Annotated in this window: 23 protein-coding genes and 1 tRNA gene; 12 read left to right on the top strand and 12 right to left on the bottom strand. The window is 69.7% G+C overall.

Translation table 11 applies throughout. From position 1 onward, the window contains the following. Nucleotides 1-3 precede the first annotated feature (3 nt). On the top strand, nucleotides 4-2274 hold the full coding sequence (locus WAF18_RS13920) for a thiamine pyrophosphate-dependent enzyme (RefSeq protein ID WP_337245640.1): 2271 nt from the start codon (nucleotides 4-6) through the stop codon (nucleotides 2272-2274). A 55-nt stretch (nucleotides 2275-2329) separates the two neighbouring features. Here the strand turns inward: WAF18_RS13920 and WAF18_RS13925 are convergent, their stop codons facing one another. Beyond that, nucleotides 2330-2833, bottom strand: coding sequence for an OmpA family protein (locus WAF18_RS13925; protein ID WP_337245641.1), 504 nt, complete (start codon nucleotides 2831-2833; stop codon nucleotides 2330-2332). Between the two features lie 441 nt (nucleotides 2834-3274). Continuing rightward, nucleotides 3275-4162, bottom strand: coding sequence for a folate-binding protein (locus WAF18_RS13930; protein WP_337245642.1), 888 nt, complete (start codon nucleotides 4160-4162; stop codon nucleotides 3275-3277). A gap of 25 nt (nucleotides 4163-4187) precedes the next feature. On the opposite strand from WAF18_RS13930, the gene WAF18_RS13935 reads away from it, so the two are divergent. The 9 genes from WAF18_RS13935 (at nucleotide 4188) to lolD (ending at nucleotide 10859) form a co-directional block, all read left to right on the top strand. Further along, the gene (locus tag WAF18_RS13935) at nucleotides 4188-4361 is read left to right on the top strand and encodes a DUF1674 domain-containing protein (protein ID WP_255492626.1); all 174 of its coding nucleotides are present in this window, start codon (nucleotides 4188-4190) and stop codon (nucleotides 4359-4361) included. Nucleotides 4362-4446: 85 nt separating this feature from the next. After that, nucleotides 4447-4836 carry a succinate dehydrogenase, cytochrome b556 subunit gene (gene sdhC, locus WAF18_RS13940; protein WP_183425400.1) on the top strand — a complete coding sequence of 130 codons (390 nt, stop codon included), beginning with the start codon at nucleotides 4447-4449 and terminating at the stop codon, nucleotides 4834-4836. Continuing rightward, nucleotides 4833-5246, top strand: a complete 414-nt coding sequence (gene sdhD, locus WAF18_RS13945; RefSeq protein WP_183425399.1) for a succinate dehydrogenase, hydrophobic membrane anchor protein — start codon at nucleotides 4833-4835, stop codon at nucleotides 5244-5246. Before sdhC ends, sdhD begins: the two co-directional genes overlap by 4 nt. A gap of 7 nt (nucleotides 5247-5253) precedes the next feature. After that, nucleotides 5254-7041 (top strand): succinate dehydrogenase flavoprotein subunit, encoded by a 1788-nt coding sequence (sdhA, locus tag WAF18_RS13950; protein ID WP_337245643.1) that lies wholly within the window; start codon nucleotides 5254-5256, stop codon nucleotides 7039-7041. Nucleotides 7042-7056: 15 nt separating this feature from the next. Further along, nucleotides 7057-7842 carry a succinate dehydrogenase iron-sulfur subunit gene (locus tag WAF18_RS13955; RefSeq protein ID WP_183425397.1) on the top strand — a complete coding sequence of 262 codons (786 nt, stop codon included), beginning with the start codon at nucleotides 7057-7059 and terminating at the stop codon, nucleotides 7840-7842. A 381-nt stretch (nucleotides 7843-8223) separates the two neighbouring features. Next, nucleotides 8224-8427: a succinate dehydrogenase assembly factor 2 gene (locus WAF18_RS13960; protein ID WP_337245662.1), complete on the top strand. Its 204-nt coding sequence runs from the start codon at nucleotides 8224-8226 to the stop codon at nucleotides 8425-8427. After that, entirely contained in the window at nucleotides 8372-8839 is a 468-nt protein-coding gene (locus tag WAF18_RS13965) for a hypothetical protein (RefSeq protein WP_337245644.1), read from the top strand. Before WAF18_RS13960 ends, WAF18_RS13965 begins: the two co-directional genes overlap by 56 nt. Nucleotides 8840-8908: 69 nt before the next feature. Then, nucleotides 8909-10150 (top strand): lipoprotein-releasing ABC transporter permease subunit, encoded by a 1242-nt coding sequence (locus WAF18_RS13970; protein WP_183425394.1) that lies wholly within the window; start codon nucleotides 8909-8911, stop codon nucleotides 10148-10150. Continuing rightward, on the top strand, nucleotides 10143-10859 hold the full coding sequence (lolD, locus tag WAF18_RS13975) for a lipoprotein-releasing ABC transporter ATP-binding protein LolD (RefSeq protein ID WP_337245645.1): 717 nt from the start codon (nucleotides 10143-10145) through the stop codon (nucleotides 10857-10859). The genes WAF18_RS13970 and lolD overlap by 8 nt, the downstream gene beginning before the upstream one ends. Nucleotides 10860-10919: 60 nt before the next feature. On the opposite strand, the gene WAF18_RS13980 is transcribed toward lolD, so the two are convergent. From WAF18_RS13980 to lexA, 10 genes are all read right to left on the bottom strand, one after another. After that, complete coding sequence (locus WAF18_RS13980) at nucleotides 10920-11849, bottom strand: DMT family transporter (protein WP_337245646.1); 930 nt, start codon at nucleotides 11847-11849, stop codon at nucleotides 10920-10922. Continuing rightward, entirely contained in the window at nucleotides 11843-12871 is a 1029-nt protein-coding gene (gene murB / locus WAF18_RS13985) for a UDP-N-acetylmuramate dehydrogenase (protein WP_337245647.1), read from the bottom strand. The genes WAF18_RS13980 and murB overlap by 7 nt, the downstream gene beginning before the upstream one ends. 7 nt (nucleotides 12872-12878) lie before the next feature. After that, nucleotides 12879-13931 (bottom strand): quinone-dependent dihydroorotate dehydrogenase, encoded by a 1053-nt coding sequence (locus WAF18_RS13990; RefSeq protein WP_337245648.1) that lies wholly within the window; start codon nucleotides 13929-13931, stop codon nucleotides 12879-12881. A gap of 1 nt (nucleotide 13932) precedes the next feature. Further along, entirely contained in the window at nucleotides 13933-14208 is a 276-nt protein-coding gene (locus tag WAF18_RS13995; RefSeq protein ID WP_183425960.1) for a DUF4190 domain-containing protein, read from the bottom strand. Then, nucleotides 14196-15731 (bottom strand): aldehyde dehydrogenase family protein, encoded by a 1536-nt coding sequence (locus WAF18_RS14000; protein WP_183425390.1) that lies wholly within the window; start codon nucleotides 15729-15731, stop codon nucleotides 14196-14198. The genes WAF18_RS13995 and WAF18_RS14000 overlap by 13 nt, the downstream gene beginning before the upstream one ends. A 98-nt stretch (nucleotides 15732-15829) precedes the next feature. Continuing rightward, nucleotides 15830-15906: transfer RNA gene (locus tag WAF18_RS14005), tRNA-Arg, on the bottom strand. 151 nt (nucleotides 15907-16057) lie between these two features. Next, complete coding sequence (locus WAF18_RS14010) at nucleotides 16058-19312, bottom strand: error-prone DNA polymerase (protein ID WP_337245649.1); 3255 nt, start codon at nucleotides 19310-19312, stop codon at nucleotides 16058-16060. A 34-nt stretch (nucleotides 19313-19346) separates the two neighbouring features. Continuing rightward, entirely contained in the window at nucleotides 19347-20765 is a 1419-nt protein-coding gene (locus WAF18_RS14015) for a DNA polymerase Y family protein (RefSeq protein WP_337245650.1), read from the bottom strand. Nucleotides 20766-20876: 111 nt separating this feature from the next. Next, the gene (gene imuA, locus WAF18_RS14020) at nucleotides 20877-21491 is read right to left on the bottom strand and encodes a translesion DNA synthesis-associated protein ImuA (RefSeq protein ID WP_337245651.1); all 615 of its coding nucleotides are present in this window, start codon (nucleotides 21489-21491) and stop codon (nucleotides 20877-20879) included. After that, nucleotides 21491-22096, bottom strand: a complete 606-nt coding sequence (gene lexA, locus WAF18_RS14025) for a transcriptional repressor LexA (RefSeq protein ID WP_337245652.1) — start codon at nucleotides 22094-22096, stop codon at nucleotides 21491-21493. The genes imuA and lexA overlap by 1 nt, the downstream gene beginning before the upstream one ends. A 449-nt stretch (nucleotides 22097-22545) precedes the next feature. Here lexA and WAF18_RS14030 point away from each other — a divergent pair, with 449 nt between their 5' ends. Continuing rightward, the gene (locus WAF18_RS14030) at nucleotides 22546-23343 is read left to right on the top strand and encodes an exodeoxyribonuclease III (RefSeq protein ID WP_337245653.1); all 798 of its coding nucleotides are present in this window, start codon (nucleotides 22546-22548) and stop codon (nucleotides 23341-23343) included. A 66-nt stretch (nucleotides 23344-23409) separates the two neighbouring features. Continuing rightward, nucleotides 23410-23586: a DUF3606 domain-containing protein gene (locus WAF18_RS14035; RefSeq protein WP_183427096.1), complete on the top strand. Its 177-nt coding sequence runs from the start codon at nucleotides 23410-23412 to the stop codon at nucleotides 23584-23586. Nucleotides 23587-23620 lie beyond the last annotated feature (34 nt).

Genomic DNA, 23620 nt, shown 5'->3' on the forward strand with positions numbered 1-23620 from the left:
CGCATGTTCGCCACCGTCCCGAACCCGATTCCCGCCCGCATGAAGGGCCTCAACCGCGCCGAGATCTGCGACGCGAACTTCCAGCAGTTCGTCCGTGACTGGCGCGGCCCAGTGCAGGCACGTCCGGCCGATGCCGACGCCGTGCTGCCCGGCAGTGCGTTGGATGCACGCGGGTTTGTCGAACTGCTGGAATCGCAGCTGATCAGCCGGCACCTGGACCTGATGGCGCGCGTACTGCGCGTGCAGAACAAGGTCTTCTACACGATCGGGTCCAGTGGCCACGAGGGCAATGCGATGGTCGCGCGCCTGACCCGGCATACCGATCCGGCGTTCTTGCATTACCGCAGCGGCGGCTTCATGGCCGAGCGCTTTCGCAAGCTGCCCGGCATGGATCCGGTGATGGACTCGGCGCTGTCGTTCGCGGCCAGCCGCGAAGATCCCGCCAGCGGCGGCCGCCACAAGGTCTGGGGCAGTAAGCCGCTGTGGGTGCTGCCGCAGACCTCGACCATCGCCTCGCATCTGCCCAAGGCCTTCGGCACCGCGGTCGCGATCGAGCAGGCGCGGCGCATCGGCCATGCGCTGCCGGTGCCCGACGACAGCATCGTCGTGTGCTCGTTCGGCGATGCGTCGAGCAACCACGCGACCGCGCAGACCGCCTTCAACGCCGCCGCCTGGACCGCCTACCAGAAGCTTCCCGCGCCGGTGCTGTTCGTCTGCGAGGACAACGGCATCGGCATTTCGGTCAAGACCCCGGACGGCTGGATCGCGCGCAACTTCGCTCAGCGCCCCGATCTGGACTACTTCGCCGCCGACGGCCTGGACCTGGCCTCGGGCTACGGCGAGGTCGAGCGCGCGGTGGCGCACTGCCGGCGCACGCGCAGGCCGACCTTCCTGCACCTGCGCACGACCCGGATCATGGGCCATGCGGGAACCGACTTCGAGGTCGAGTGGCGCTCGCTCGAGGAACTGTGCGCGGTCGAGGCCACCGATCCCTTGCTGCGTTCGGCCGCGATCGCGCTCGAGTCGGGGCTGATGAGCGCCGATGCGCTGCTGGCACTGTACGAGGACACGCGCGCGCGCTGCTTCGCGGCTGCGCACGACGCCGACAGCCGGCCGCGGCTGGAGAACCTAGCCGAGGTCATGCAGCCGTTGGCCCCGTACTCGCCGGCCCAGGTCCAGGCCGAGGCCACGCGGTATGAGCACGCCGCCGCGCGCCCAGGCGTGTTCGGCGGCGAGGCCAAGCTGCCCGAGACGCAGCCGCCGCGGCACCTGGCGATCCAGATCAACCAGGCATTGCACGACCTGTTCGCCAAGTATCCCGAAGCGCTGCTGTTCGGCGAGGACGTGGCGCAGAAGGGCGGCGTGTACACCGTCACCAAGGGCCTTCAGAAGGCATTCGGCCCGCGCCGGGTGTTCAACACGCTGCTCGATGAGACGATCGTGCTCGGGCTGGCGCAGGGCTACGCCAACATGGGGCTGCTGCCGCTGCCCGAGATCCAGTATCTGGCGTACTTCCACAACGCCGGCGACCAGATCCGCGGCGAGGCGGCGAGCCTGCAGTTCTTCAGCAACGGCCAGTACCGCAACCCGATGGTCATGCGCATCGCCTCGCTGGGGTATCAGCGCGGCTTCGGCGGTCACTTCCACAACGACAATTCGATCACCGCACTGCGCGACATCCCGGGCCTGGTTGTCGGCTGCCCGTCGCGCGGCGATGACGCGGCGACGATGCTGCGCACGCTGGCCGCGCTGGCGAAGGTCGACGGCCGGGTCTGCGCGTTCCTCGAGCCGATCGCGCTGTACATGACCAAGGATCTTTACGAGCCCGGCGACGGCGGCTGGCTGACCGCGTATCCGCCGCCGGACCAGGCGATGGCCTTCGGCGAGGAACGGGTGTACGCACCCGAGGCAACCGATCTGCTGGTGCTGACGTTCGGCAATGGTGTGCCGATGAGTCTGCGTGCGGCACGCACGATCGAGGCCGAGCGCGGCTGGCGCGTGCGCGTGGTCGACCTGCGCTGGCTGTTGCCGCTCAACGAAGGCGCGATCGCCCGGCACGTGGCCGAATGCGACCGGGTATTGGTGGTCGACGAGGGGCGGCGCAGTGCCGGCGTGGGCGAGGGCATCGTGACCGCGATCACCGAGGCGGGCTTTGGCGACCGGCCGCTGCGCCGGGTGGTCGGGGCCGACACGTTCACGCCGCTGGCCGGGGCCGCATTCCTGGTGATTCCATCGGAGGCGGACATCGTCGCCGCCGCATCGGCGATGGCCTGATCCTAAAAAAGGCCGGCGCAACGCGCCGGCCCTTCGGCTGATAAGGGGCGTTGGATCAGTCGGTGAAGCGGGCCCGGACCTCGACGCGGCGGTTCGGTGCCAGGCAATCGATCAGGGCCTGACCGCGCTCGCTGCGGCATTCGACCACCGGCTCCACGTCGCCGCGCCCGACCGCCGTGATCCGGTCGGCCGGCACGCCGTGCTCGATCAGATACGCGCGCACCGCTTCGGCCCGCTGGTTGGACAGCCGCAGATTGCCCTTGGCGTTGCCGATGCGGTCGCTGTGGCCGATGACGTGGACGATGTCCAGTTGGTGCGCGCTGCCCGAGAGCCGAGCGGCGATCGCGTCGAGCGCGGCCCGCCCGTCGGGGCTGAGGTCGCGGATGCCGGCCTTGCCGAATGCGAACAGGCCGTCTGCATCGAGCTTTTCGATGAAGGCGCTCGATGGTGCGGGCGGCTGCGGTGCCGGTGCCTGCGCGTCGGGTGTGGACGAGCAGGCCGCCAATGCGAGCGAAACGACGGACGCGGCGAAGGCCGCGGACAAGATAGTGCGCTTCATGACATTCCCTTTGAGCTTTCCAGTTCCCCTGCCACCGGACCGCAGCCGGTCCGGCGACTGCCTCGACATTCCCCAGCGCTTGCGCGCCCTGTCAGCGGCCGAGCATAGCAGCCGCACATGGCATGAAAAGGGGGAGGCTTCTCCGATATGCGAGATGGAAATCCCACTTCGGATAGGCAGCGGCCTGGCAGCCGGAAGCCGCGCTTCCCTCGGTCAGGACCGCTCGCGGTCCGGCCACGCGAAGCACGCGCGGCGTTCGCATGGCTGCGCGGCATGCCGCGCAGGCAGAGCGGGCTCATCCATGGCGCGCTTGACGCGACCACCGGCCGTCAGTCCGCTGCTGCAGACCTATGGACTCTGGCTTCGGATGGAAGAAGACGGGGCCTTTGCCTCAGTGCGTTGCGCCGGTAAGCGGATAGAAGCAAAAAGCGGGCAGATCATTCAGCGCGCCAGGCCGTCGCGGAGCGCGACGGTGGTCACCGGATGCGCATCGACCGCCAGTGACGCAGGTCCCAGATCCAGCGGCAGCACCGCAAGCTGGACCTGCGTTGAGACTGCGACGATCCTGCCCACCGGCGCGCCGTCGGCGGCGACGTCCTGCCCGGCCTGTGCGGTGTGGGCACCGTGCAGCGCGACCAGCCCACGTTTGCTCTGGCCCAGGAAATGCGTCCGCGCCACGATCTCCTGGCCCGGGTAGCAGCCTTTCTTGACGCTGTAGGCCTGCAGGCGGTCGAGCGAGAGTTGCTGCGGCGTCCAGCGGTCGAACTCGCTGGCGGCCAGTCGCGGCAGCCCGTGCGCCAGGTCGATCGCGCGCCAGTACGCATCGGCCTCGACATCGGGCTGGGGTGCGGCATCGGCTGCAGTCGTCGTGGTCGTATCCCGCGCGTCTGGCTGCAGGCACAAGGTGCGCGGTTGCGACGGTACGCCCAGGTCCAGTTCCACCGCCTGGCCATCGCATGCGGCCTGGGCGCCGCGCGCAGCCACCGGGGCGGCGAACCGGCCGGTGACGGGCGTGCCGGCCATCACGATTGCGACCTTGCTGCGGAATACGAATCGTTTCAGCGCATCGGCGAACAGGGCGGGGTCCGCGTCGTGCAGGACCAGGTCGAGCGTCTGCGCGTCACGACGCAGCAGCGCGAACAGCGCGATGAGGCGGCCCTTGGGCGTCAGCCAACCGCTCCATTGCCACTGGCCGTCGGCGAGCGTGGACACGTCGTTCATGAACTGGGCCTGCGCGAATGCGAGCGCATCGCGGCCCGACAGCCGCAGCACATGCAGGCCGGAAAGGGCGAAATCCGCGTCGGGCAGGGGATGTGGCTTGTTTACCATGGGTGTGGGAACTAAAATTGAACGAATGATCACCCCGGACATCATAGGCGACGACGCGGCAACGCCGCGGTCGGAACCGGCGGTCACGCCTGTTCCGGCATCCGAGCCGGAGCCAGCGGTCGAGATCGGGGGCCGTGACGGTCTCGATCCCACCCGTTACGGCGACTGGGAAAAGAACGGCCGCTGCATCGATTTCTGATCGCCGCCGCATCGCGTCGGCGCGAGCGGCCCTGTGTACCACCAGCCACGCGGCGCGACGCCGCCAGCGAGGAGACCAGCCAGCGATGGCACATCCCAACCGTCCTCTGTCGCCGCATCTGCAGGTCTATCGACCGCAGATGACCTCGACCATGTCCATCCTCCACCGCATCACCGGCGTGTCCTTGGCGGTGGGCGGCATTTCCCTGGTGTGGTGGCTGATGTCCATCGCCGCAGGCGGCGAAGCCTACGAGTTCGCCTCCCGGCAGTGGGCCTCGCCGATGGGGCTGATCTTCCTGTTCGGCTTCACGCTGGCGTTGATCTACCACCTGCTCAACGGCATCCGCCACCTGCTGTGGGATGCGGGCTGGGGCTTCGAGATTCCCAAGGCCTATGCCTCGGGCTACGCGGTGTTCGTGGTCGGCTTTCTGATCACCGGCATCATCTGGTTCTTCGGTCTGCGGGGTGCGGCATGAGCGGTGGCGGTGGAGAGACCTCGCGCGCAGTGCCGCTGCGCACGCCGGTCAAGCGTGCCCAGGGCCTGGGCTCGGGCAAGTCGGGCACGACGCACTTCTGGAAGCAGCGGGTCACCGCGATCATCCTGGTGCCGCTGGTCGTCTGGTTCGTGCTGACGCTGCTGTCGCTGGTCGGCGCGGAGCTGGACACCGCCCGCGCGATCATCGCCCGGCCGTGGAACGCGATCCTGTTCTCGATCTTCCTGGTCACGCTGTTTTGGCACGCCAAGCTCGGCCTGCAGGTCGTGATCGAGGACTACGTGCACAAGCGGTCCTTCGAGCTGGCGCTCCAACTGCTCGTGACCTTCCTCTGCGGGCTCGGCGCCATCGCCTCGCTGTACGCGATCGCCCGCATCGCCTTCACTGCCTGAGTCCGTGATGACCGCTTACCCGATTACCGAACACAAGTACGACATGATCGTCGTCGGCGCCGGTGGCGCCGGCCTGCGCGCGACCTTCGGCCTGGCCCACAAGGGCCTGCAGACCGCATGCCTGACCAAGGTCTTCCCGACCCGCTCGCATACCGTCGCCGCCCAGGGCGGCATCTCGGCCGCGCTCGGCAACATGGGCGAGGACGACTGGCGCTTCCATTTCTACGACACGATCAAGGGCTCGGACTGGCTGGGCGATCAGGACGCCATCCAGTACATGTGCCGTGAGGCCATCCCGGCGATCATCGAGCTCGAGCACCAGGGCGTGCCGTTCTCGCGGACCAAGGAAGGCAAGATCTACCAGCGCCCCTTCGGCGGTATGACCACGCACTACGGCCAGGGCATCGCCCAGCGCACGTGCGCGGCCGCCGACCGCACCGGCCACGCGATCCTGCACACGCTCTACCAGCAGTCGCTCAAGCACGATGCACGCTTCTTCGTGGAGTACTTCGCACTCGACCTGATCATGGACGAGGAGGGCGCCTGCCGCGGCGTGCTCGCCCTCGACATGGCCGAGGGCACGCTGCACCTGTTCCGCGCCCAGGGCGTGGTGCTGGCGACCGGCGGCTATGGCCGCGCCTACTTTTCGGCGACCTCGGCGCACACCTGCACCGGCGACGGCGGCGGCATGGCGCTGCGCGCAGGTCTCGGCCTGCAGGACATGGAGTTCGTGCAGTTCCACCCGACCGGCATCTACGGCGCGGGCTGTCTGATCACCGAGGGCGTCCGCGGCGAAGGCGGCATCCTGCGCAACGCCAGCGGCGAGCGCTTCATGGAGCGCTACGCGCCCAACGCCAAGGACCTGGCCTCGCGCGACGTGGTCAGCCGTTCGATGACGATGGAGATCCGCGAGGGTCGCGGCGTCGGCGAGCACAAGGACCACATCCATCTCGACCTGACCCATCTGGACCCGGCCGACATCCACAAGAAGCTGCCCGGCATTGCCGAGAGCGCGCGGATCTTTGCCGGCGTCGACGTGGAGAAGCAGCCGATCCCGGTGATCCCGACCGTGCACTACAACATGGGCGGCATCCCGACCAACTACCACGGCGAAGTCGTGCAGTTGAAGGACGGCAACCCGGATGCAGTGGTGCCCGGCCTGTACGCGATCGGCGAAGCGGCCTGCGTGTCGGTGCATGGCGCCAACCGCTTAGGCTCCAACTCGCTGCTCGACCTGGTGGTGTTCGGCCGCGCCGTGGCCAATCGCTGCGCGGAGACGATCAAGCCCGACGCGCGTCACAAGCCGCTGCCGGCCGATGCCTGCGACAAGTCGCTGGCGCGCCTGGACAAGCTGCGCAATGCCAAGGGCGACACCGCGACCGCGGTGATCCGCGACCGCATGCAGCGCACGATGCAGAACGACGCGGCGGTGTTCCGCACCAGCGAGACGCTCAAGCAGGGCGTGGACAAGATCCGCGAGATCCACGCCTCGTTCGCCGACGTCAAGGTCAGCGATCGCTCGCTGGTCTGGAACTCGGATCTGATCGAGACGCTGGAGCTGGAGAACCTGCTGGGCCAGGCGCTGGTGACGATCGTCTCGGCCGAGAACCGCAAGGAATCGCGCGGCGCGCACGCCCACGAGGACTACCCGGACCGCGACGACGAGAACTGGCACAAGCACACGCTGTGCTGGGCGGACGAGGCCGGCAACACCAAGATCGACTACCGTCCGGTGCACATGTACACACTCGACGACGAAGTCGAGGTCGTGCCCCCCAAAGCACGCGTCTACTGAGCCGGGAGACCCCACATGGCCGAATTCACGCTCCCGAAGAACTCCAAGATCAAGAAGGGCCGGCACTTCCCGGCCGCGCCGGGCGCCAAGCGCACGCGCACGTTCAAGATCTATCGCTGGAATCCCGATTCCGGCGAGACCCCCAGCACCGACACCTACGAGCTCGACCTCGACAAGTGCGGGCCGATGGTCCTGGACGCGCTGATCAAGATCAAGAACGAGATCGACCCGACGCTGACGTTCCGTCGCTCGTGCCGCGAGGGCATCTGCGGCTCGTGCGCGATGAACATCGACGGCACCAACACGCTGGCGTGCACGCGCGCGATCGACGATTGCAAGAAGAACGAGGTGCCGATCTACCCGCTGCCGCATATGAGCGTGGTCAAGGATCTGGTGCCCGATCTGACGCATTTCTATGCGCAGTACGCATCGATCCAGCCGTGGATCCGCACCCAGACCGCAGCGCCGCCGGATCGCGAGCGGCTGCAGTCGCCTGAGGACCGCGACAAGCTCGACGGCCTCTACGAGTGCATCCTGTGCGCGTGCTGCTCGACCAGTTGCCCGAGCTACTGGTGGAACGGCGAACGCTACCTGGGTCCTGCGATCCTGCTGCAGGCCTACCGCTGGATCATCGACAGCCGCGACGAGGACACCGGTGCGCGCCTGGATGACCTGGAAGACCCGTTCAAGCTTTACCGCTGCCACACGATCATGAACTGCGCGCGGACCTGCCCCAAGGGGCTGAACCCGGCCAAGGCGATCGGCCAGATCAAGCAACTGATGCTCGCACGACGTGGGTGAGCGGCTGCGCTTGGCCGATGCATCCGCATCGGCTGCAGCCGCGAACGCCCGCACACGGACGTGCGGGCCGGCCTCTCCGGAGTCGGCCATGCCACGCCATGGATGGCATGGGAACTGTCCAAAGAAATGGGAGCGCCAAGCCGATGCCTCCGCATCGGCCGCAGCCGCGAACGCCCGCACACGGATGTGCGGGCCGGTCTCTCCGGAGTCGGCAATGCGCCGCCATGGATGGCATGGGACAAGCCTGGCGCGTCATGAGCGCTTGGCCGATGCCTCCGCATCGGCCGCAGCCGCGAACGCCCGCACACAGGACGCACGTCAGTGACCGACCACGACGACACCACCGAGCTGCGGCGCCTGCGCTGGCGCAGCCGCCGCGGCATGCGCGAACTCGACCGGCTGTTCGAGCGCTGGCTCGACCGGTGCTGGGCGACATCCTCCGAAAGCGAGCGGGATGTTTTCCGACGGCTGCTCGAATGCGAGGACGATAGGCTCTGGAAGTGGTTCCTCGGCCATGAGCGTTCGCCCGATGCGCAACTCGACACCCTCGTCCAATCCATCCGGGCGCTCCCGCCCGACCTCTGAGCCCGCCCGGCTGCACTGGCGGCCGTCGCGCCTGCTGATCGCCGCGTTGGGCCTGATCACGTTCGCCGCCTGCGGTGCCTTGCTGCTCTCCGAACTGCCGGGCCTGTTGGCCTGGCTCGGCATCCCCTACGTCCTGGCCGGTGGCCTGCATACGATCCTGCGCACCGCACGACAGCCGCCGCATCGCGTCGTGGTGCAGGCGACGGGGCAGGTGCTGCTCGATGGGCGGCTGCTGGAAGCACCCTGCCTGCACTGGCGTGGTCCGATCGTGCGCCTGAGCTGGCGCGAGGGCCGACGCACGCACAGGCTACTGTGGTGGCCCGACACCTTGCCGGCACCGCAACGCCGTGAACTGCGTCTGGCCGCAGCGATGCGTCCGCTGCCACGCGCACCGGAATCGGTGGCACCATAGCCACTGCCCAGCGGGACGGGCACGGCGATCGCGCCATCGCCGACGACCCGCATCCATCGACGGACGTCCATGCTCAGACCCATTCCCGCCGCCATCGGCCTGCGTTATCTCCGGGCGAAACGGCGCAACGGCTTCATCTCTTTCATCTCGCTGGCCTCGATCTTCGCGATCGCGATCGGCGTCACCGTGTTGATCACCACCTTGGCGGTGATGAGCGGGTTCCAGAAGGAAATCCGCGACCGCATGCTCGGCATGGTCGCGCACGCGACGGTGAGCGCCGAGGGCGACACGCTGCACAACTGGGGGCGAGCGGTCGAGGTTGCGCGCGAGGACCCACGCGTGGCCGGCGCGGCGCCGTACATCGACACGCAGGCGCTGCTGCGCGGCCGCCGCAACGAGCCGGCCGCGGTGCGTGCGATCTCGCCCGAGGACGAGGGTCAGGTCTCCGACCTGGCAACCTCGATGGTGGTCGGCCAGCTCTCGGACCTGCAGCCGGGCAGCTTCAACATCGTGCTTGGCCGCGAACTCGCGCTGTGGCTCGGCGTCGGCGTCGGCGACAGCGTCATCGTGACCACCGATTTCCAGGTCACGCCGATGGGCGCAGTGCCGCAGCTCAAGCGCTTCACCGTCAGCGGCCTGTTCGAAGCCGGCTACCAGGATTTCGACCGCCGGCTGGCGGTGGTCAACCTGCAGGACGCGCAGCGGCTGCTGCGCATCGGCGATGGCGTCACCGGCGTGCGCCTGAAGCTGCATGACATGGATCTCGCCCAACAGGTCACCCGCGACCTCGTGCACAGGCTGGGCGGGGTCTACCGGGTCAGCGACTGGAGCACCGAGAACGCCAACATGTTCCGCGCGCTCAAGCTCGAGAAGACCATGATCGGCATCCTGCTGTCGCTGATCATTCTGATGGGCGCGTTCTCGCTGTTGAACTCCCAGGTCATGCTGGTCACCGACAAGCATGCCGACATCGCGATCCTGCGCACGCTGGGCCTGACCCCGCGCGGCGTCATGCAGGTGTTCATGGTGCAGGGCACGATGATCGGCGTCATCGGTACCGTGCTCGGGGTCTGCGGCGGCCTGCTGCTGACTTTCAATCTCGAACACATCCTGCGCGCCCTCGAGCGTCTGTTCGGCGTGGTGCTGATGCCTGAGGACGTCTACTACGTCACCGGCCTGCCGATCGACCTGCAGGCCAGCGACGTGACGATGATCGGCGTGATCGCGCTGCTGATGGCGTTCCTGGCCACCCTGTATCCGGCATGGCGCGCGGCGCGCACCGCACCGGCGGAGGCGCTGCGTTATGAGTGAGAACCCGCAAGCAGCCGATACCATCGTGCTGGCGGCCGAGGGTCTGGGCAAGACCTACGCCGAAGGCAAGCTGCATACGCCGGTCTTCGACGGGCTCGATTTCGCCGTGCAGGCGGGCGAGACCGTCGCCATCCTCGGCGCGTCGGGCGCCGGCAAGAGCACGCTGCTGCACCTGCTCGGTGGCCTGGATGTGCCGAGCGCAGGCGAGGTGTTCGTCACCGGGCAGCAGATGAGCGCGCTGTCGAATGCGGCGCGCGGCACCTTGCGCAACCGCGCGCTCGGCTTCGTCTACCAGTTCCATCACCTGCTGCCCGAGTTCACCGCGCTGGAGAACGTGATGCTGCCGGCGCTGCTCAATGGTGCCAGCGACGGCGAGGCGACCACGCGTGCGCGCGGTCTGCTGGAGACGGTCGGGCTGGGCCATCGGCTCGGTCACAAGCCGGGCGAACTCTCGGGGGGCGAGCGCCAGCGCGCGGCCGTGGCCCGGGCGCTGGTCAACAAGCCGGCCTGCGTGCTGGGCGACGAACCCACCGGCAACCTCGACGAGCGCACCGCCGCGACCGTGTTCGAGCTGATGCTGGAGATGAATCGCGCGCAGCGCACGAGCCTGGTGCTGGTGACCCACGACCGCCGGCTGGCGCGCAAGCTCGACCGGGTGATGGAGCTGCACCAGGGCAAGCTGCGCGAGGTCGCGCGCGACGACGTCTGAGGGCGCGCCGCGACACGCCTTGCTTGGCGGCGGGCGCTGCGTGGCTGTCCGAAGCCCGCGCTACTCGCTGGGCTTCGCTGCCTCGGCCGGACGCTGCGAGGCGGCGCGACGCGCGAGCACCGCTTCGCGATGGGCGATGTAGCCGTTGGCGCCGAACACGATCGCCGCGCCGATCATCGTCCACAGGTCCATCGTCTCGCCGAACAGCCACCAGCCGAACACCACGACGATCGGCAACTGCACGAAGCTGATCGGCTGCAGCGCGGAGACCTCGCCCAGGCGCAGCGCGCGTGTCCACAGCCACTGGCCGAGCGTGCCCAGCACGCCCGTGGCGATCAGCCACAGCCAGGTCACCGGACCGGGCCACACCCACTGGAACAGTGCCGGCACCAGCGACAGCGGCACCCACAGCAGATAGGTATAGAAGACGATCGTGTCGGGCGGATCGATCTTCGACAGCTGTTTCATCTGGATCGCGACCAGGGCCGCGAGCAGGGCGCCGAGCACCGGGATCAGCATCGGCAGCGAGAACGCCACGCCCGGGCGCAGGATCACCAGCACGCCGACGAAACCTGCCGACACCGCCATCCAGCGCCGCACGCGCACGATCTCGCCCAGCCACAGCACCGCGGCAATGGTCGCGAATAAGGGCGCGGCATACGACAGCGAGATCGCCTGCGACAGCGGCAGGTGGCCGATTGCCCAGAACGCGCACAGCATCGAGCCCAGGCCGACGAGCGTGCGCACCAGGTAGCGGCCGAGATGGCGCGTGCGCGGCAGGCCGTTGCCGGCGCGCAACAGGATCGGCAGCAGCGCGAGCAGACCGAAGAAGTTGCGGAAGAACGCGACCTCGGTCGTCGGGACGGTCGCCGACGCGAAGCGGATCGTGATCGCCATCAGCGCGAATGCCGACGTGCTGCCGAGCATGAGCAGCGCCGCTTTGCCTGCGGCCGAGGTCGGCTGCCAGCGTTGCGGCAGGCTATTCACCATGTCGTTCCCACGATCCGTGGCTCGGGGACCAAGTCCACGCCGAATCGGGCGCGCACCGAGGCGGCGATGCGCCGCGCCAACGCCAGCAGGTCGCGGCCATGCGCGCCGCCGTGGTTGACCAGCACCAACGCGTGTCCGGCCGAGACGCCGGCATCGCCGTCGCGGTGGCCCTTCCAGCCGCAGCGGTCGATCAGCCACGCGGCCGAAAGCTTGCAGCGGTCGCCATCGACCGCAAACACCGGCAGCTCGGGGTGCGTGTCGCGCAGGGCCGCGGCGATCGCGGCGTCGACAATCGGATTCTTGAAGAAGCTGCCGGCGTTGCCGATCACGGCCGGGTCGGGCAGCTTGCTGCGGCGGATCGCGATCACGGCCTCGGCGACATCGGACGGCGTCGGCGCGGCGACACCGCGCGCGGCGAGGGCGTCGCGGATGCCGGCGTAATCGAGCACCGGCGCGGCGCGGCGCGAGAGCGCAAAGGTGACCGCGGTGACGATCCAGCGCTCAGGCGTCTGCTTGAACACGCTGTCGCGGTAGCCGAAGCCGCAAGCCGTCGCGTCGAGTGCGACCAGTTCGCCGCGCGTGCGATCGAAGGCCTCGACCGCATGGATGCGGTCGGCAACCTCGACACCGTAGGCGCCGATGTTCTGGATCGGCGCCGCGCCGACGGTGCCAGGGATCAGCGCCAGGTTTTCCAGGCCGCCCAAGCCTTGGGCCAGCGACCACATCACCACGTCGTGCCAGGACGCGCCGGCGGCGGCGCGGACCTGCGCCTGGACGCCGTCGTCGGCGACGATGGCCCGGCGGGTGTCGACGATCGCCAGCGCCGCATCGACATCGTCGACGAACAGCAGGTTGCTACCGCCGCCGAGCACCAGTGGCGGCGCCTCACCGAGCGCGTCAAGCGCCTGCGGCAATGCCGCGGCGTCGCCGACCTCGAGCAGCCGGCGCGCCTGCGCCGGGACGCCGAAGGTGTTGCGGGTGCGCAGGTCGACGCGTTCGCGCAGATCGAACGGGGCGGACATCGGCGGCTCAGCGCTCCGACGCAGGACTATGGTCGACGGTCTCGCGGCGCCCGCGGATCGCCTCCACGCAGTCGCCGACCAGCGCCGGCCCGCGATAGACCAAGCCCGAGTAGACCTGGACCAGCGACGCGCCGGCCGCGATCTTGCTGGCGGCGTCGGCGCCGCAGACGATGCCGCCCACGCCGATCAGCGGGATGGTCGCAGGCAACTGCGCGCGCAGCTTGCCCAGCACTGCGGTGGCCCGATCCATCAACGGCGCACCGGACAGGCCACCGGCCTGCGCGGCGGTCGCATCACCTTCGACGCCGGTGCGCGCGATGGTGGTGTTGGTCGCGATGACGCCATCCACCGCCAGGTCGCCGAAGACCCGGGCCGCGGCCTCGATGCCGCCGTCGTCGAGATCGGGGGCGATCTTCACCAGCACCGGCACGCGGCGCCGATGCTGAGCGGCCAGCCGCTCCTGCGCCTCGCGCAGGGTGCCGATCAGGCGCTGCAGGGCCTGCGCCTCCTGAAGGTCGCGCAGCCCCGCGGTATTGGGCGAGGAGATGTTGACGGTGACGTAGTCGGCCAGCGGATAGACCCGCGCCAGACAATGCAGGTAGTCGTCGGCGGCCGCGTCGTTGGGGGTGTCCTTGTTCTTGCCGATGTTGATGCCGAGCACACCGTTGCGGCGCGCGCGCTCGACATTGGCGACCAGCGCATCGACCCCCGCATTGTTGAAGCCCAGCCGGTTGATCAGCGCGCGGTGCTGCGGCAGCCGGAACATCCGTGGTTTCGGGTTGCCGTCCTGTGGGCGCGGGGTCACCGTGCCGATCTCGACGAAGCCGAACCCCAGCGCGAACAGCGCATCGATGTGCGCGCCGTTCTTGTCCAGCCCGGCGGCCAGGCCAACAGGGTTGGGGAAGCGCAGGCCGAAGGCCTCGGTCGGCAGTGGCGCCGGTGCGCCGCCGAGCATCGACGACAGGCCGGCGCGGTGCGCGGCATCGAGCGCGGCCAGCGTCAGATGGTGGGCGCGCTCGGCATCGAGCCGGAACAGCAGCGGTCGGGCGAGTCCGTACACCTCAGCTCGCCGTCCCGAGCCAGAACAGGCCGCCGAAGAACAGCATCAACACCACGATGCCGACGATCGTCGCGACGAACTGCACATAGCCGAGCACCAGCCCGGCGACGGCCATGCCGTCGCCATCGAGCTCGGGCGTGCGGCGGATTTCCGCGCGCGCCAGATGGCCGGTGATCACCGCCACCAGGCTGCCCAGCCAAGGCAGCAGGCTCCAGCCCAACAGGCCGCAGACCAGGCTGGTGACCGCCAGGGCGCTGGTCCGTCTCACAGGTCGAATTTGATGCCCTGGGCCAGGGGCAGGGCGTCGGAGTAGTTGATGGTGTTGGTCTGCCGACGCATATAGGCGCGCCAGGCATCGGAGCCCGACTCACGGCCACCGCCGGTTTCCTTCTCGCCGCCGAACGCGCCGCCGATCTCGGCGCCAGAGGTGCCGATGTTGACGTTGGCGATACCGCAGTCCGAACCGCGCGCCGAGAGGAAGCGCTCGGAGGCCTTGAGATCGTTGGTGAAGATCGCCGACGACAGGCCCTGCGGCACGTCGTTCTGCATGTCGATCGCCTCGTCGAGCTGCTCGTACTTCATCACGTAGAGGATCGGCGCGAAGGTCTCGGCCTGCACCACCTCGGCATCGTTCGACAGGCCGGTGACGATGGTCGGCAGCACGAAGAAGCCCTTGCGGTCGTCGAGCGCCTTGCCGCCGCTCTCGATCGTGCCGCCGGCGGCCTTGGCCTTCTCGATCGCCGCCAGATAGGCGTCCACCGCGTCGCGCGAGTTCAGCGGGCCCATCAGATTGGCCGCGTCGGTGGGGTCGCCGATCCGCGATTCGACCTGGGCGTAGGCGGTCTTGAGCTTGGCCAGCACGTCGTCGAAGATCGAGGCGTGCACGAACAGCCGGCGCGTGGTCGTGCAGCGCTGGCCGGCGGTGCCGACCGCACCGAACACGATCGCGGGGATCGCCAGCTTCAGATCGGCGGTCGGGTCGACGATGATCGCGTTGTTGCCGCCCAGCTCGAGCAGCGAGCGCCCCATGCGGCGCGCGACGCGCTCACCAACGTGGCGGCCGACCTGGGTCGAGCCGGTGAAGCTGACCAGTGCGATGCGCTTGTCGTCGACGAACGCCTGGGCCAGATCGCTGCCAGCGTCGTTGAACAGGAAGAAGATGTCCGGGAAGCCGCCGGCCCGCAGCGCTTCGTTGCAGATCTTCATCGATGCGATCGCCGACAGCGGCGTCTTCGGCGACGGCTTCCAGATCGTGACATTGCCGCAGACCGCGGCGACGAAGCTGTTCCAGGCCCAGACCGCGACCGGGAAGTTGAACGCGCTGATCACGCCGACCAGGCCCAGCGGGTGCCACTGCTCGTACATGCGGTGGCCGGGGCGTTCGGAATGCATGGTCAGGCCGTAGAGCTGACGCGACAGACCGACGGCGAACTCGCCGATGTCGATCATCTCCTGGACTTCGCCGTCGCCTTCGGGCTTGGACTTGCCCATCTCCAGTGCGACCAGCGAGCCGAGCGCGTCCTTGTGCGTGCGCAGCGCCTCGGCGCACAGCCGGATCGCCTCGCCGCGGCGCGGCGCCGGCGTTGTGCGCCATTCGCGGAACGCGGCCTGGGCGCGGGTCACGATGGTCTCGTAGTCGGCCTGCGAGGTCGCCAGCACCTGCGCCAGCGACTCGCCGCTGGCCGGGTTGACCGGAGTCAGCGTGCCGGCACCGGTATCGCGGGCCCATTCGTTGTTGCCGAGGTAGGTGCCCGATTCGGTGGGATCGAGGCCGAGCGCGGTGAGGACGGGATGGGACATCGCGAAAAACTCCTGGTGTGCGCTGGCGCCGCTGGGCGGCGCTGGCGAAGAAGGGGGTGCGACGCGGCGGGACCGCCGCTGGGGGATGGTCGCGGAACTGGCGACCCCGGCACGATTCGAACGTGCGACCTTCCCCTTAGGAGGGGGATGCTCTATCCAGCTGAGCTACGGGGCCATCGGGGTATTGTAGGTCACCTGTGCTGGCGGTGTGCTGGACGAGGCCCCCCCAAAGCGCGCGGGGCGCACGATCGCAATGTCCGCTGCGGAGGCGGTTGGCTGCCATAGGATGGCGCGAATGACATGGGTCCTCGCCCAGGCGCCGCCGCTCAATGGAAATCGCGCGAGGGCAGCGGCATCGTGCCGAGCAGGTCGCTGAGGTCGTGCAGGTCGCCGGCGATGAGATGGGCGACCCCGTCGACCCGCTCCCAGCGGCCGCGCACCGCGAGCAGCCGCGATTCGAGCAGGGCGCGCCGGCGGCGGATCGCCAGGTGCGACCAGACGATGACGTTGATCATGCCGGTCTCGTCTTCGAGGGTGACGAAGATGGTGCCCTTGGCGGTGGCCGGGCGCTGGCGCTGGGTCACCAGGCCAGCAACGTGCACGCCGCTGCCGTGGCGCCGGGCTTGCAGGTCGCGCAGGCCGATGATCCGGCGTGCGGTCATCTGCGGACGCAGCAGCGCCATCGGATGCGGGCCCAGGCTCAGGCCCAGGGCGCGGTAGTCGGACAGGATCTCCTCGCCAGCGGCGGGCGCGGGCAGGGCGACCGCGGCCTCGTCGGGACTGCCGGGCAGCAACGGCCGCCGCTGCTCGATGCCGGCGACCGCCCAGCGCGCGGCATTGCGGTGGCCGGCCAGGCTGCGCAGCGCATCGGCCTCGGCCAGCGCTTGGCGCGCCTTGGCCTCGAGCCCGGCGCGCAGGACCAGGTCGGCGATGTCGGCGAACGGCCGCCGGTCGCGTTCGGCGACGATGCGATGCGCGGCCGCCTCGGGCAGCCCCGCGACCAGGCGCAGGCCGAGCCGGATTGCCGGCTGAACGCCCGGATCGGCGTCGCTGCGCCAGGGCCGGCCACCGACCAGCGTGCTGTCGTAGTCGCTGTGCAGCACGTCGACCGGCAGCACCTCGACGCGGGCGCGCTGCGCGCTGCCGCGGCGGGCGTCCTGCACGATCTGGCTGGGCGAGTAGAAGCCCATCGGTTGGGCATTGAGCAGGCCGCAGGCGAACGCGGCCGGCTCGTGGCGCTTGAGCCAGCAACTGGCGTAGACCAGCTTGGCGAACGAGGCGGCGTGGCTCTGCGGAAAGCCGTAGGAGCCGAAGCCCTTGATCTGGTCGAAGATCTGGTCGATGAATTCCTGCGAATAGTCCTTCGCCAGCATGCGCTCGCGTACCCGCACCCGGTGCTGCTCCATGTCGCCGCCGCGCCGCCAGGCCGCCATCGAGCGCCGCAGGTGGTCGGCCTCGCTGTCGGTGTAGTTGGCCGCCTTCATCAGCAGTTCCATGACCTGCTCCTGGAACAGCGGCACGCCGAGCGTGGGTTCGAGGATGCTGCGGATCTCGTCGTTGGGATAGTCGACCGCTTCGCGGCCCTGCCGCCGGCGCAGATAGGGATGCACCATGTCGCCCTGGATCGGGCCGGGGCGCACGATCGCCACTTCCACCACCAGATCGTAAAAGCGCGCCGGCTTGAGCCTGGGCAGCATCGCCATCTGCGCGCGCGATTCGATCTGGAACACGCCGACGGTGTCGGCGATCTGGATCATCTTGTACGTGGCCTTGTCCTCGGCGGGAAGGGTGGCGAGCTCGAACCGCCGCCCGCGATGGCCGCGCACCAGGTCCAGCGTCTTGCGGATGCAGGTCAGCATGCCCAGGGCCAGGCAATCGACCTTGAGCAACTGCATCGTCTCCAAGTCGTCCTTTTCCCACTGGATGATCGTGCGATCGGCCATCGCCGCGTTCTCGACCGGGACCAGATGCGAGAGCGGGGCGTCGGAAATGACGAAACCGCCGACGTGTTGCGACAAGTGTCGCGGATGGCCGCGCAATGCCTCGGTCACCAGCAGGATCTTGCGGATCAGCGGGTTGTGCAGGTCGAAGCCCGCCTCGGCGATGCGCTGTTCCATCGGCGTGTCGCCGTTGCCCCAGCCGTAGCAGGTGGCCAGCAGCGCGATCTGGTCGTCGGGCAGGCCGAAGGCCTTGGCGACATCGCGCACCGCGCTCTTGCCGCGGTAGCTGATCACCGTCGCGGCGAGGGCGGCCCGCTCGCGGCCGTACTTGGCGTAGACATACTGGATGACCTCCTCGCGCCGCTGGTGCTCGAAGTCGACGTCGATGTCCGGCGGCTCGTCGCGCTGTTCGGACAGAAAGCGCGCCATCAGCAAGCGGGTCTCGTCGGGGTTCACCGCGGTGATGCCCAGCGCGTAGCAGACCGCCGAGTTCGCCGACGAGCCGCGGCCCTGGCACAGGATCTTCTGCTTGCGGGCGAAGGCGACGATGTCGGCCACGGTCAGGAAGAAGGCCTCGTAGCCCTTCTTGGCGATCAGCGCGAGCTCGAATTCGATCAGATCGCGCACCTGGGGCGTGGGGCCGTCGGGCCAGCGTGTGACGATGCCGCGCTCGGTCAGCGCCCGCAGCCAGGTGGTTGGGGTGTGACCATCGGGGACGAGCTCGACCGGGTAGTCGTAACGGATACTGCGCAGGTTGAAGCTGCAGCGCGCCGCCAGCGCCGCGGCCGCCTCCATCAGCGCCGCACCGTAGATGTTGCCCAGCGCGCGCCGGGTGCGCAGGTGGCGCTCGCCGTTGCGGAACAGGTGCGCGCCGCAGTCGGCCAGCGGGGTGTTGTGGGCGATCGCGGTGAGCGTGTCCTGCAGCATGCGCTCGCGCCGGGTGGCCATGTGCGCATCGCCGCTGGCCAGTGCCGGCAGCCCGAGCGCGCGCGCCAATGCCAGCAGCGCGTCCAGGCGCGCGGCGTCGTCACGTTCGCGGTGCAACTCCACGGCCAGATGCGCACGCGTGCCGAACAGGGCGTGCAGCCAGCGGCCCTCGTCCGGATCGGGCGTCTCGCCCGGCAGCCACAGCGCGAACAGCCCGTCGGCCGCGCCCTGCAGCACGGCGGCCATGTCCTCGCGCGTGAGCCGGTAGTGGCCCTTGGCGGCGGCACGCCGCGCTTGGGTGATCAGCGCACACAGCCTGCGGTAGCCGGCGATCGTCTCGACCAGCAGCACGCAGCGCAAGCCGTCGACGAGCCGGAATTCACTGCCGACGATCAGCTTGAGCCCGGTGCCTTCGGAGGCTTCGAGCGCGCGCACGATTCCGGCCAGTGAGCACTCGTCGGTGATCGCCAGCGCCTCGTAGCCGCAATGCACCGCACGCTGGAACAACTGCTCGGCATCGGAGGCACCGCGCAGGAACGAAAAATCCGACAGACAGTGCAATTCGGCGTACGGCGGCGATCCGGCATCGCGCGCATCGGGGGCGACCGCGTCGTTGGCCGCCTCGCGCAGCCGGTGTGCGACCGTCCAGGCCCGCGGCGGTTGGCCACCGGGCGTGTCGCGGTCGACGCCGTCGATCGAGCTCATCGCCGCCATTCCGCAGGCGCCGCAACCGGCCCGCGCGCGCCGGTCATGCGAACCATCCGTGCAGCATCCAGCCGTCGCGCTCGCCGACCGGCACGAAGGCCCAGGCGCGCTGCCCGTTCGAGGTTTCGACGCAGTAGTAGTCCCGGCGTGCGTCGCCATCGTCCCACCAGCCGCTTTCCAGCCGTTCGGGACCCGACAGCACGCGCAGCCGCGGGTCGCGCAACGGGACCGGTTCGGGCAACAGCCACGCCGGACGCGGTGGCCGGGGCGGGGCGGTCTCGATGGCGGCGGCGTCGCCGGACACACGTCGCCAGGCGCGTTCGGGACGCGGATCGCCGGCCGGGGCGACGCGATGCACGGCGTCGTCGCCCAGCCGCGCGCGCAGTCGCTCGCGCAACTGCGGCCAGTCCACCGCCTGCTGCGGACGCGGGTCGAACAGGTCGCGGCTGGCCGGCACGAACGGCGGCAACTGGCGGGCGAGCAGGCCCAGGGCGACGACCGGGCGGTCGACGCCGGTGCGCTCGAGCCGGCTGCGTGCCAGTTCGAACAGCAACGCCGGGTCGCGCTCGGGCGCGAGCAGGCCGACCTCGACATCGGTGTGGCCGCTGGCGTGCTCGAGCCGCAGCGTGAAGCGCTGCACGCCGCCGTCGCGGATCGACAGATAGGTCGCCAGATCGCCGATCAGCCGGCGCAGCGGGAACAGCAGCGCGGTGTGGCTCTCGACCTCGTAGCCCAGCTCGACGCGGGCATCGAAGCGGTCGGGCGGGGCATAGCAGTCGAGCGGGTCGTCGACATCGCCGTAGAGCCGGTCGAGATGGTCGAGCACCGCGACCCCGCAACGTCGCCGCAGCGCATCGCGCGGCAGGCCGCGCACGTCGGCCAGACGGCGCAGGCCCATGCGGTGCAGGCGTTCGCCGGCGTCGTCGGGCAGCGCCGCGCGCCGGATCGGGGCGCGGTCGAGCAGGACCCGCAGTGCGCCCGGCTCGGTCACCGCCAGGCCGTCGCGCAGCCCGGCGAGCACGCGCGCCGCGCGCGGCGTCGGCGCCAGCGCGATGCGGTGCCGGAAGCCGAGCGTGTCGAGCTCCTGGCGCAGCCTGCGCTCGAATGTCGGCCAGGGCCCGAACAGGCGGAAGCTCGCCTGGGCCTCGAGCACGATCGCACGCGGCCACTGCGCGCTGACCAGCGAGCTGTGGCGATAGGCCCAGGCGGCGAGGAAGCGCTGGCAGCGGGCCTCGGCCCCGGCGTCGTGATCGACGGTGCGCACGTCGGCCAGCAGCGCATGCGCGGCCGACAGCCGCATGCCGGCTTTCAGGCCGGCACTGGCCGCCGCCGCGTTGACTGCGTGCAGGCGCCGCAACTGCGCCGGGCCTTCGACCAGCGCCAGTGGCGCGTCGGGATCGTCGAGGCGGCGCAGGACGGCGTCGAGCGCCAGTTGCGGCAGCAGCAGGCAGGTCCAGAGCATGGCGGGCTCACGCCTGCGCGCAGGCGACGGTGCGCAGCCGGCGCCCCAAAAGCCGACGGGCAGGCGGCCACGCGGTCGGGGCTTTGCTGCGTGTGGGCGGGCGCGGCGGCATCAGTGGGCCAATCGGATCGGGCGCGCCGGCGGCTGCGCGCCGCGGCATTTGCGCACCTGCCAGGCATCGTCGGCGGGCAGATATTCCAATCGCAGCGCAGCAGGCGAGGCGTTGACGGCATGCCGGCGGTCGCGCAGGGCGAAGGCGCAACAGTCGCCGGCGTCGGCCGCGACCTGCAGCCGGCGCAGCGCTCGGTCGTCGGCCGTGCGCGGCCAGCCGAGCACCGCCGCGCAGGCGCCGCTGCGCAGGCACTGCTCGAAGGCCCACAGGGCATCGCGCGGTGGCGCGACCACGATCTCCAGCCGGGCCAGGTCGACCCCGCCGGCCTGCCAGGCCGGCGCATAGGCGATGTAGGGCGGATCGACCAGCACCACCCGGCCGCCGGTGGCGGTCATGCGCGCCAAGGCCGGCAACAGCAACGCGATCTCGCCGACGCCATCGGCCGGCAGCAGCAGTTCGGTCAGCGCACCGCGCGGCCAGCCGCGATCGGGCAACACCGCATCGAGCGCGGCCATCCCGGTGGGTTCGCCATCGCCGGCCGTCGCCGTCCCGCGACCGGCGTGCCAGACCGTGCGTGCGGCCAGCAAGGCGTCCAGGGGCAGAACCTGGCCCATCAGCCCTGCCGCACCAGTCCGCAGAACAGGCCCTCGATCGCGAAGTCGGCGCCCGGCGGTACCACGATCGGTGCGTACGCTGGGTTGCGCGGCAGCAGGCGGATGCCGTCGGCGCCCCGCTGCAGCCGCTTGATCGTCAGTTCGCCATCCAGCCGGGCGACCACCGTCTGTCCGTCGCGGGCATCGGCGCTGCGGTGCACCCCGACCAAGTCGCCGTCGAGGATGCCGTCGTCGATCATCGAGTCGCCTTGCACCTGCAGCAGGTAGTCGGGCCGAAGCGAGAAGACGCCGCGGTCGAGCCACAGCTGGCGGTCGAGCCCGATGTCGGCACCGATCGGCACGCCAGCCGCGACCCGGCCCAGCACCGGCAGCGCCAGCAACGGCGGGCGCGTGTCCTCGCCGGGCAGGGTCAGGCCGCGCTTGTGATGCGGATGCGCCTCCAGCAGGCCGGCCGCGGTCAGCGCCTGCACGTGCTTGTGCGCGGCGCTGCGCGAGGCGAAACCGAAGTGCGCGGCGATCTCGGCCAGGCTCGGCGGCCGGCCGGCGCGGATCCGGTCGCGGACGAAGGCCAGCACGGCGGCACGTTGGGGGGGAAGGGAGGGCATGGTGTACATTTGTACACCTTCTGGTCCAGGTTAGCGAGGGGCATGTCCGTCAGGCCGGCGGGCGGGGGCGAAGCGGGCGACACAGTGCCAGCCTCCGCTTTTCCCAGCTGTTCTCCCAAACGCGGAATGAGAGTTTCGCTTCGGTCAGGTAGCGGCCTGCCAGCCGGAAGCCGCTCTTCCCTCGGCAAGGCATCCTGCCTTGACTCGGGCGCGCGCCATCCCTGGCGCGCTCGACGCAGCCACCGGCCGCCAGTCCGCTGCTGCGGACGTTTGCTGCCTGACTTCGGCGGCAACTTCGCCGGTTGGAAGAAGTCGCGCGCTTTGGGATCAGTGCGTCGAAGAACCTTTTCACCTGCCGGCCATCGCGCCGGTCCTATGGTCGGGGCCCACCGCGGGCGGTGGGCCGACGCTTCGGCCACGCACGCAGCCCGTCACCGGAGCCCGGCGCCATGGCGCGCAAGAAGACCCTCAAGCTGGCCACGTTCAACGTCAACGGCATCGGCAAGCGGTTGCCGCAGTTGCTGGCCTGGCTGGAGGCGGCGCGCCCGGACATCGTCGCGCTGCAGGAACTCAAGGCCGCCGATGCCGCGTTCCCGGCCCAAGCGCTGGAGGCGGCCGGGTATGGGGCGATCTGGCAGGGGCAGCGGGCCTGGAACGGCGTGGCGCTGCTGGGTCGCGACACGATGCCGGTCGAAAGCCGCCGCGGCCTGCCGGGCGATCCGGACGACGACCAGAGCCGCTACATCGAGGCGGCGGTGCATGGCATCGTGGTCGGCGCGCTGTACCTGCCCAACGGCAATCCGCAGCCCGGTCCCAAGTTCGACTACAAGCTCGCATGGATGCAGCGCCTGGCCAAGCATGCGCGCACGTTGGTCGGCCTGACGCATCCGGTCGTGCTGATGGGCGACTACAACGTCATCCCGACCGATGCGGATGTCTACGATCCCAAGGCCTGGCGCAAGGACGCGCTGATTCAGCCCGAGGTGCGAGATGCCTTCGAGCGGCTGCTGGCACAGGGCTGGACCGATGCGCTGCGGCATGTGCTCGGCGACGAGGCGCAGGTCTACACGTTCTGGGACCATTTCCGGCAGCACGCCGAGCGCGATCGCGGCCTGCGCATCGACCATCTGCTGGTCAACGCGGTACTGGCCGACCGGCTGCGCAAGGCGGGCGTGGACCGGTGGCTGCGGCTCGAATCCGGCGCCAGCGACCATGCGCCGACCTGGATCGAAGTCGCGGCCGGCTGAAGCGGTTCACGCACGGCCCACGCCCGCAGCGGGAAGGTGGCGCCACCGCAGTCTTTGGAGACCACCATGTCGGACGACAAAAGCAAGACCGGCGCCGCCGATCGCGATCGCATCAACGTCGACGAGGATTACGAGCTTCGCTACTGGACCCAGGCGCTGGATGTCACGCCCGAGCAGTTGCGCGAAGCGGTCGCGGCCGTGGGGCCGATGGCCAAGGATGTGCGTCGCCATCTGGGCAAGTAGCACGCACCGCTTACGATCCGCAGCGCACCTGCGC

It is taken from the genome of Luteimonas sp. gir, assembly GCF_037198055.1.
Classification (GTDB): Bacteria; Pseudomonadota; Gammaproteobacteria; order Xanthomonadales; family Xanthomonadaceae; genus Luteimonas; species Luteimonas citri_A.

Excerpts from the sequence above, each read along its gene's own strand:
- WAF18_RS13920 (WP_337245640.1), top strand. The coding sequence starts at position 4 with ATGTTCGCCACCGTCCCGAACCCGATTCCCGCCCGCATGAAGGGCCTC.
- WAF18_RS13925 (WP_337245641.1), bottom strand. The coding sequence starts at position 2,833 with ATGAAGCGCACTATCTTGTCCGCGGCCTTCGCCGCGTCCGTCGTTTCG.
- WAF18_RS13930 (WP_337245642.1), bottom strand. The coding sequence starts at position 4,162 with ATGGTAAACAAGCCACATCCCCTGCCCGACGCGGATTTCGCCCTTTCC.
- WAF18_RS13935 (WP_255492626.1), top strand. The coding sequence starts at position 4,188 with ATGATCACCCCGGACATCATAGGCGACGACGCGGCAACGCCGCGGTCG.
- sdhC (WP_183425400.1), top strand. The coding sequence starts at position 4,447 with ATGGCACATCCCAACCGTCCTCTGTCGCCGCATCTGCAGGTCTATCGA.
- sdhD (WP_183425399.1), top strand. The coding sequence starts at position 4,833 with ATGAGCGGTGGCGGTGGAGAGACCTCGCGCGCAGTGCCGCTGCGCACG.
- sdhA (WP_337245643.1), top strand. The coding sequence starts at position 5,254 with ATGACCGCTTACCCGATTACCGAACACAAGTACGACATGATCGTCGTC.
- WAF18_RS13955 (WP_183425397.1), top strand. The coding sequence starts at position 7,057 with ATGGCCGAATTCACGCTCCCGAAGAACTCCAAGATCAAGAAGGGCCGG.
- WAF18_RS13960 (WP_337245662.1), top strand. The coding sequence starts at position 8,224 with ATGCGCGAACTCGACCGGCTGTTCGAGCGCTGGCTCGACCGGTGCTGG.
- WAF18_RS13965 (WP_337245644.1), top strand. The coding sequence starts at position 8,372 with ATGCGCAACTCGACACCCTCGTCCAATCCATCCGGGCGCTCCCGCCCG.
- WAF18_RS13970 (WP_183425394.1), top strand. The coding sequence starts at position 8,909 with ATGCTCAGACCCATTCCCGCCGCCATCGGCCTGCGTTATCTCCGGGCG.
- lolD (WP_337245645.1), top strand. The coding sequence starts at position 10,143 with ATGAGTGAGAACCCGCAAGCAGCCGATACCATCGTGCTGGCGGCCGAG.
- WAF18_RS13980 (WP_337245646.1), bottom strand. The coding sequence starts at position 11,849 with ATGGTGAATAGCCTGCCGCAACGCTGGCAGCCGACCTCGGCCGCAGGC.
- murB (WP_337245647.1), bottom strand. The coding sequence starts at position 12,871 with ATGTCCGCCCCGTTCGATCTGCGCGAACGCGTCGACCTGCGCACCCGC.
- WAF18_RS14000 (WP_183425390.1), bottom strand. The coding sequence starts at position 15,731 with ATGTCCCATCCCGTCCTCACCGCGCTCGGCCTCGATCCCACCGAATCG.
- WAF18_RS14010 (WP_337245649.1), bottom strand. The coding sequence starts at position 19,312 with ATGGCGGCGATGAGCTCGATCGACGGCGTCGACCGCGACACGCCCGGT.
- WAF18_RS14015 (WP_337245650.1), bottom strand. The coding sequence starts at position 20,765 with ATGCTCTGGACCTGCCTGCTGCTGCCGCAACTGGCGCTCGACGCCGTC.
- imuA (WP_337245651.1), bottom strand. The coding sequence starts at position 21,491 with ATGGGCCAGGTTCTGCCCCTGGACGCCTTGCTGGCCGCACGCACGGTC.
- lexA (WP_337245652.1), bottom strand. The coding sequence starts at position 22,096 with ATGCCCTCCCTTCCCCCCCAACGTGCCGCCGTGCTGGCCTTCGTCCGC.
- WAF18_RS14030 (WP_337245653.1), top strand. The coding sequence starts at position 22,546 with ATGGCGCGCAAGAAGACCCTCAAGCTGGCCACGTTCAACGTCAACGGC.
- WAF18_RS14035 (WP_183427096.1), top strand. The coding sequence starts at position 23,410 with ATGTCGGACGACAAAAGCAAGACCGGCGCCGCCGATCGCGATCGCATC.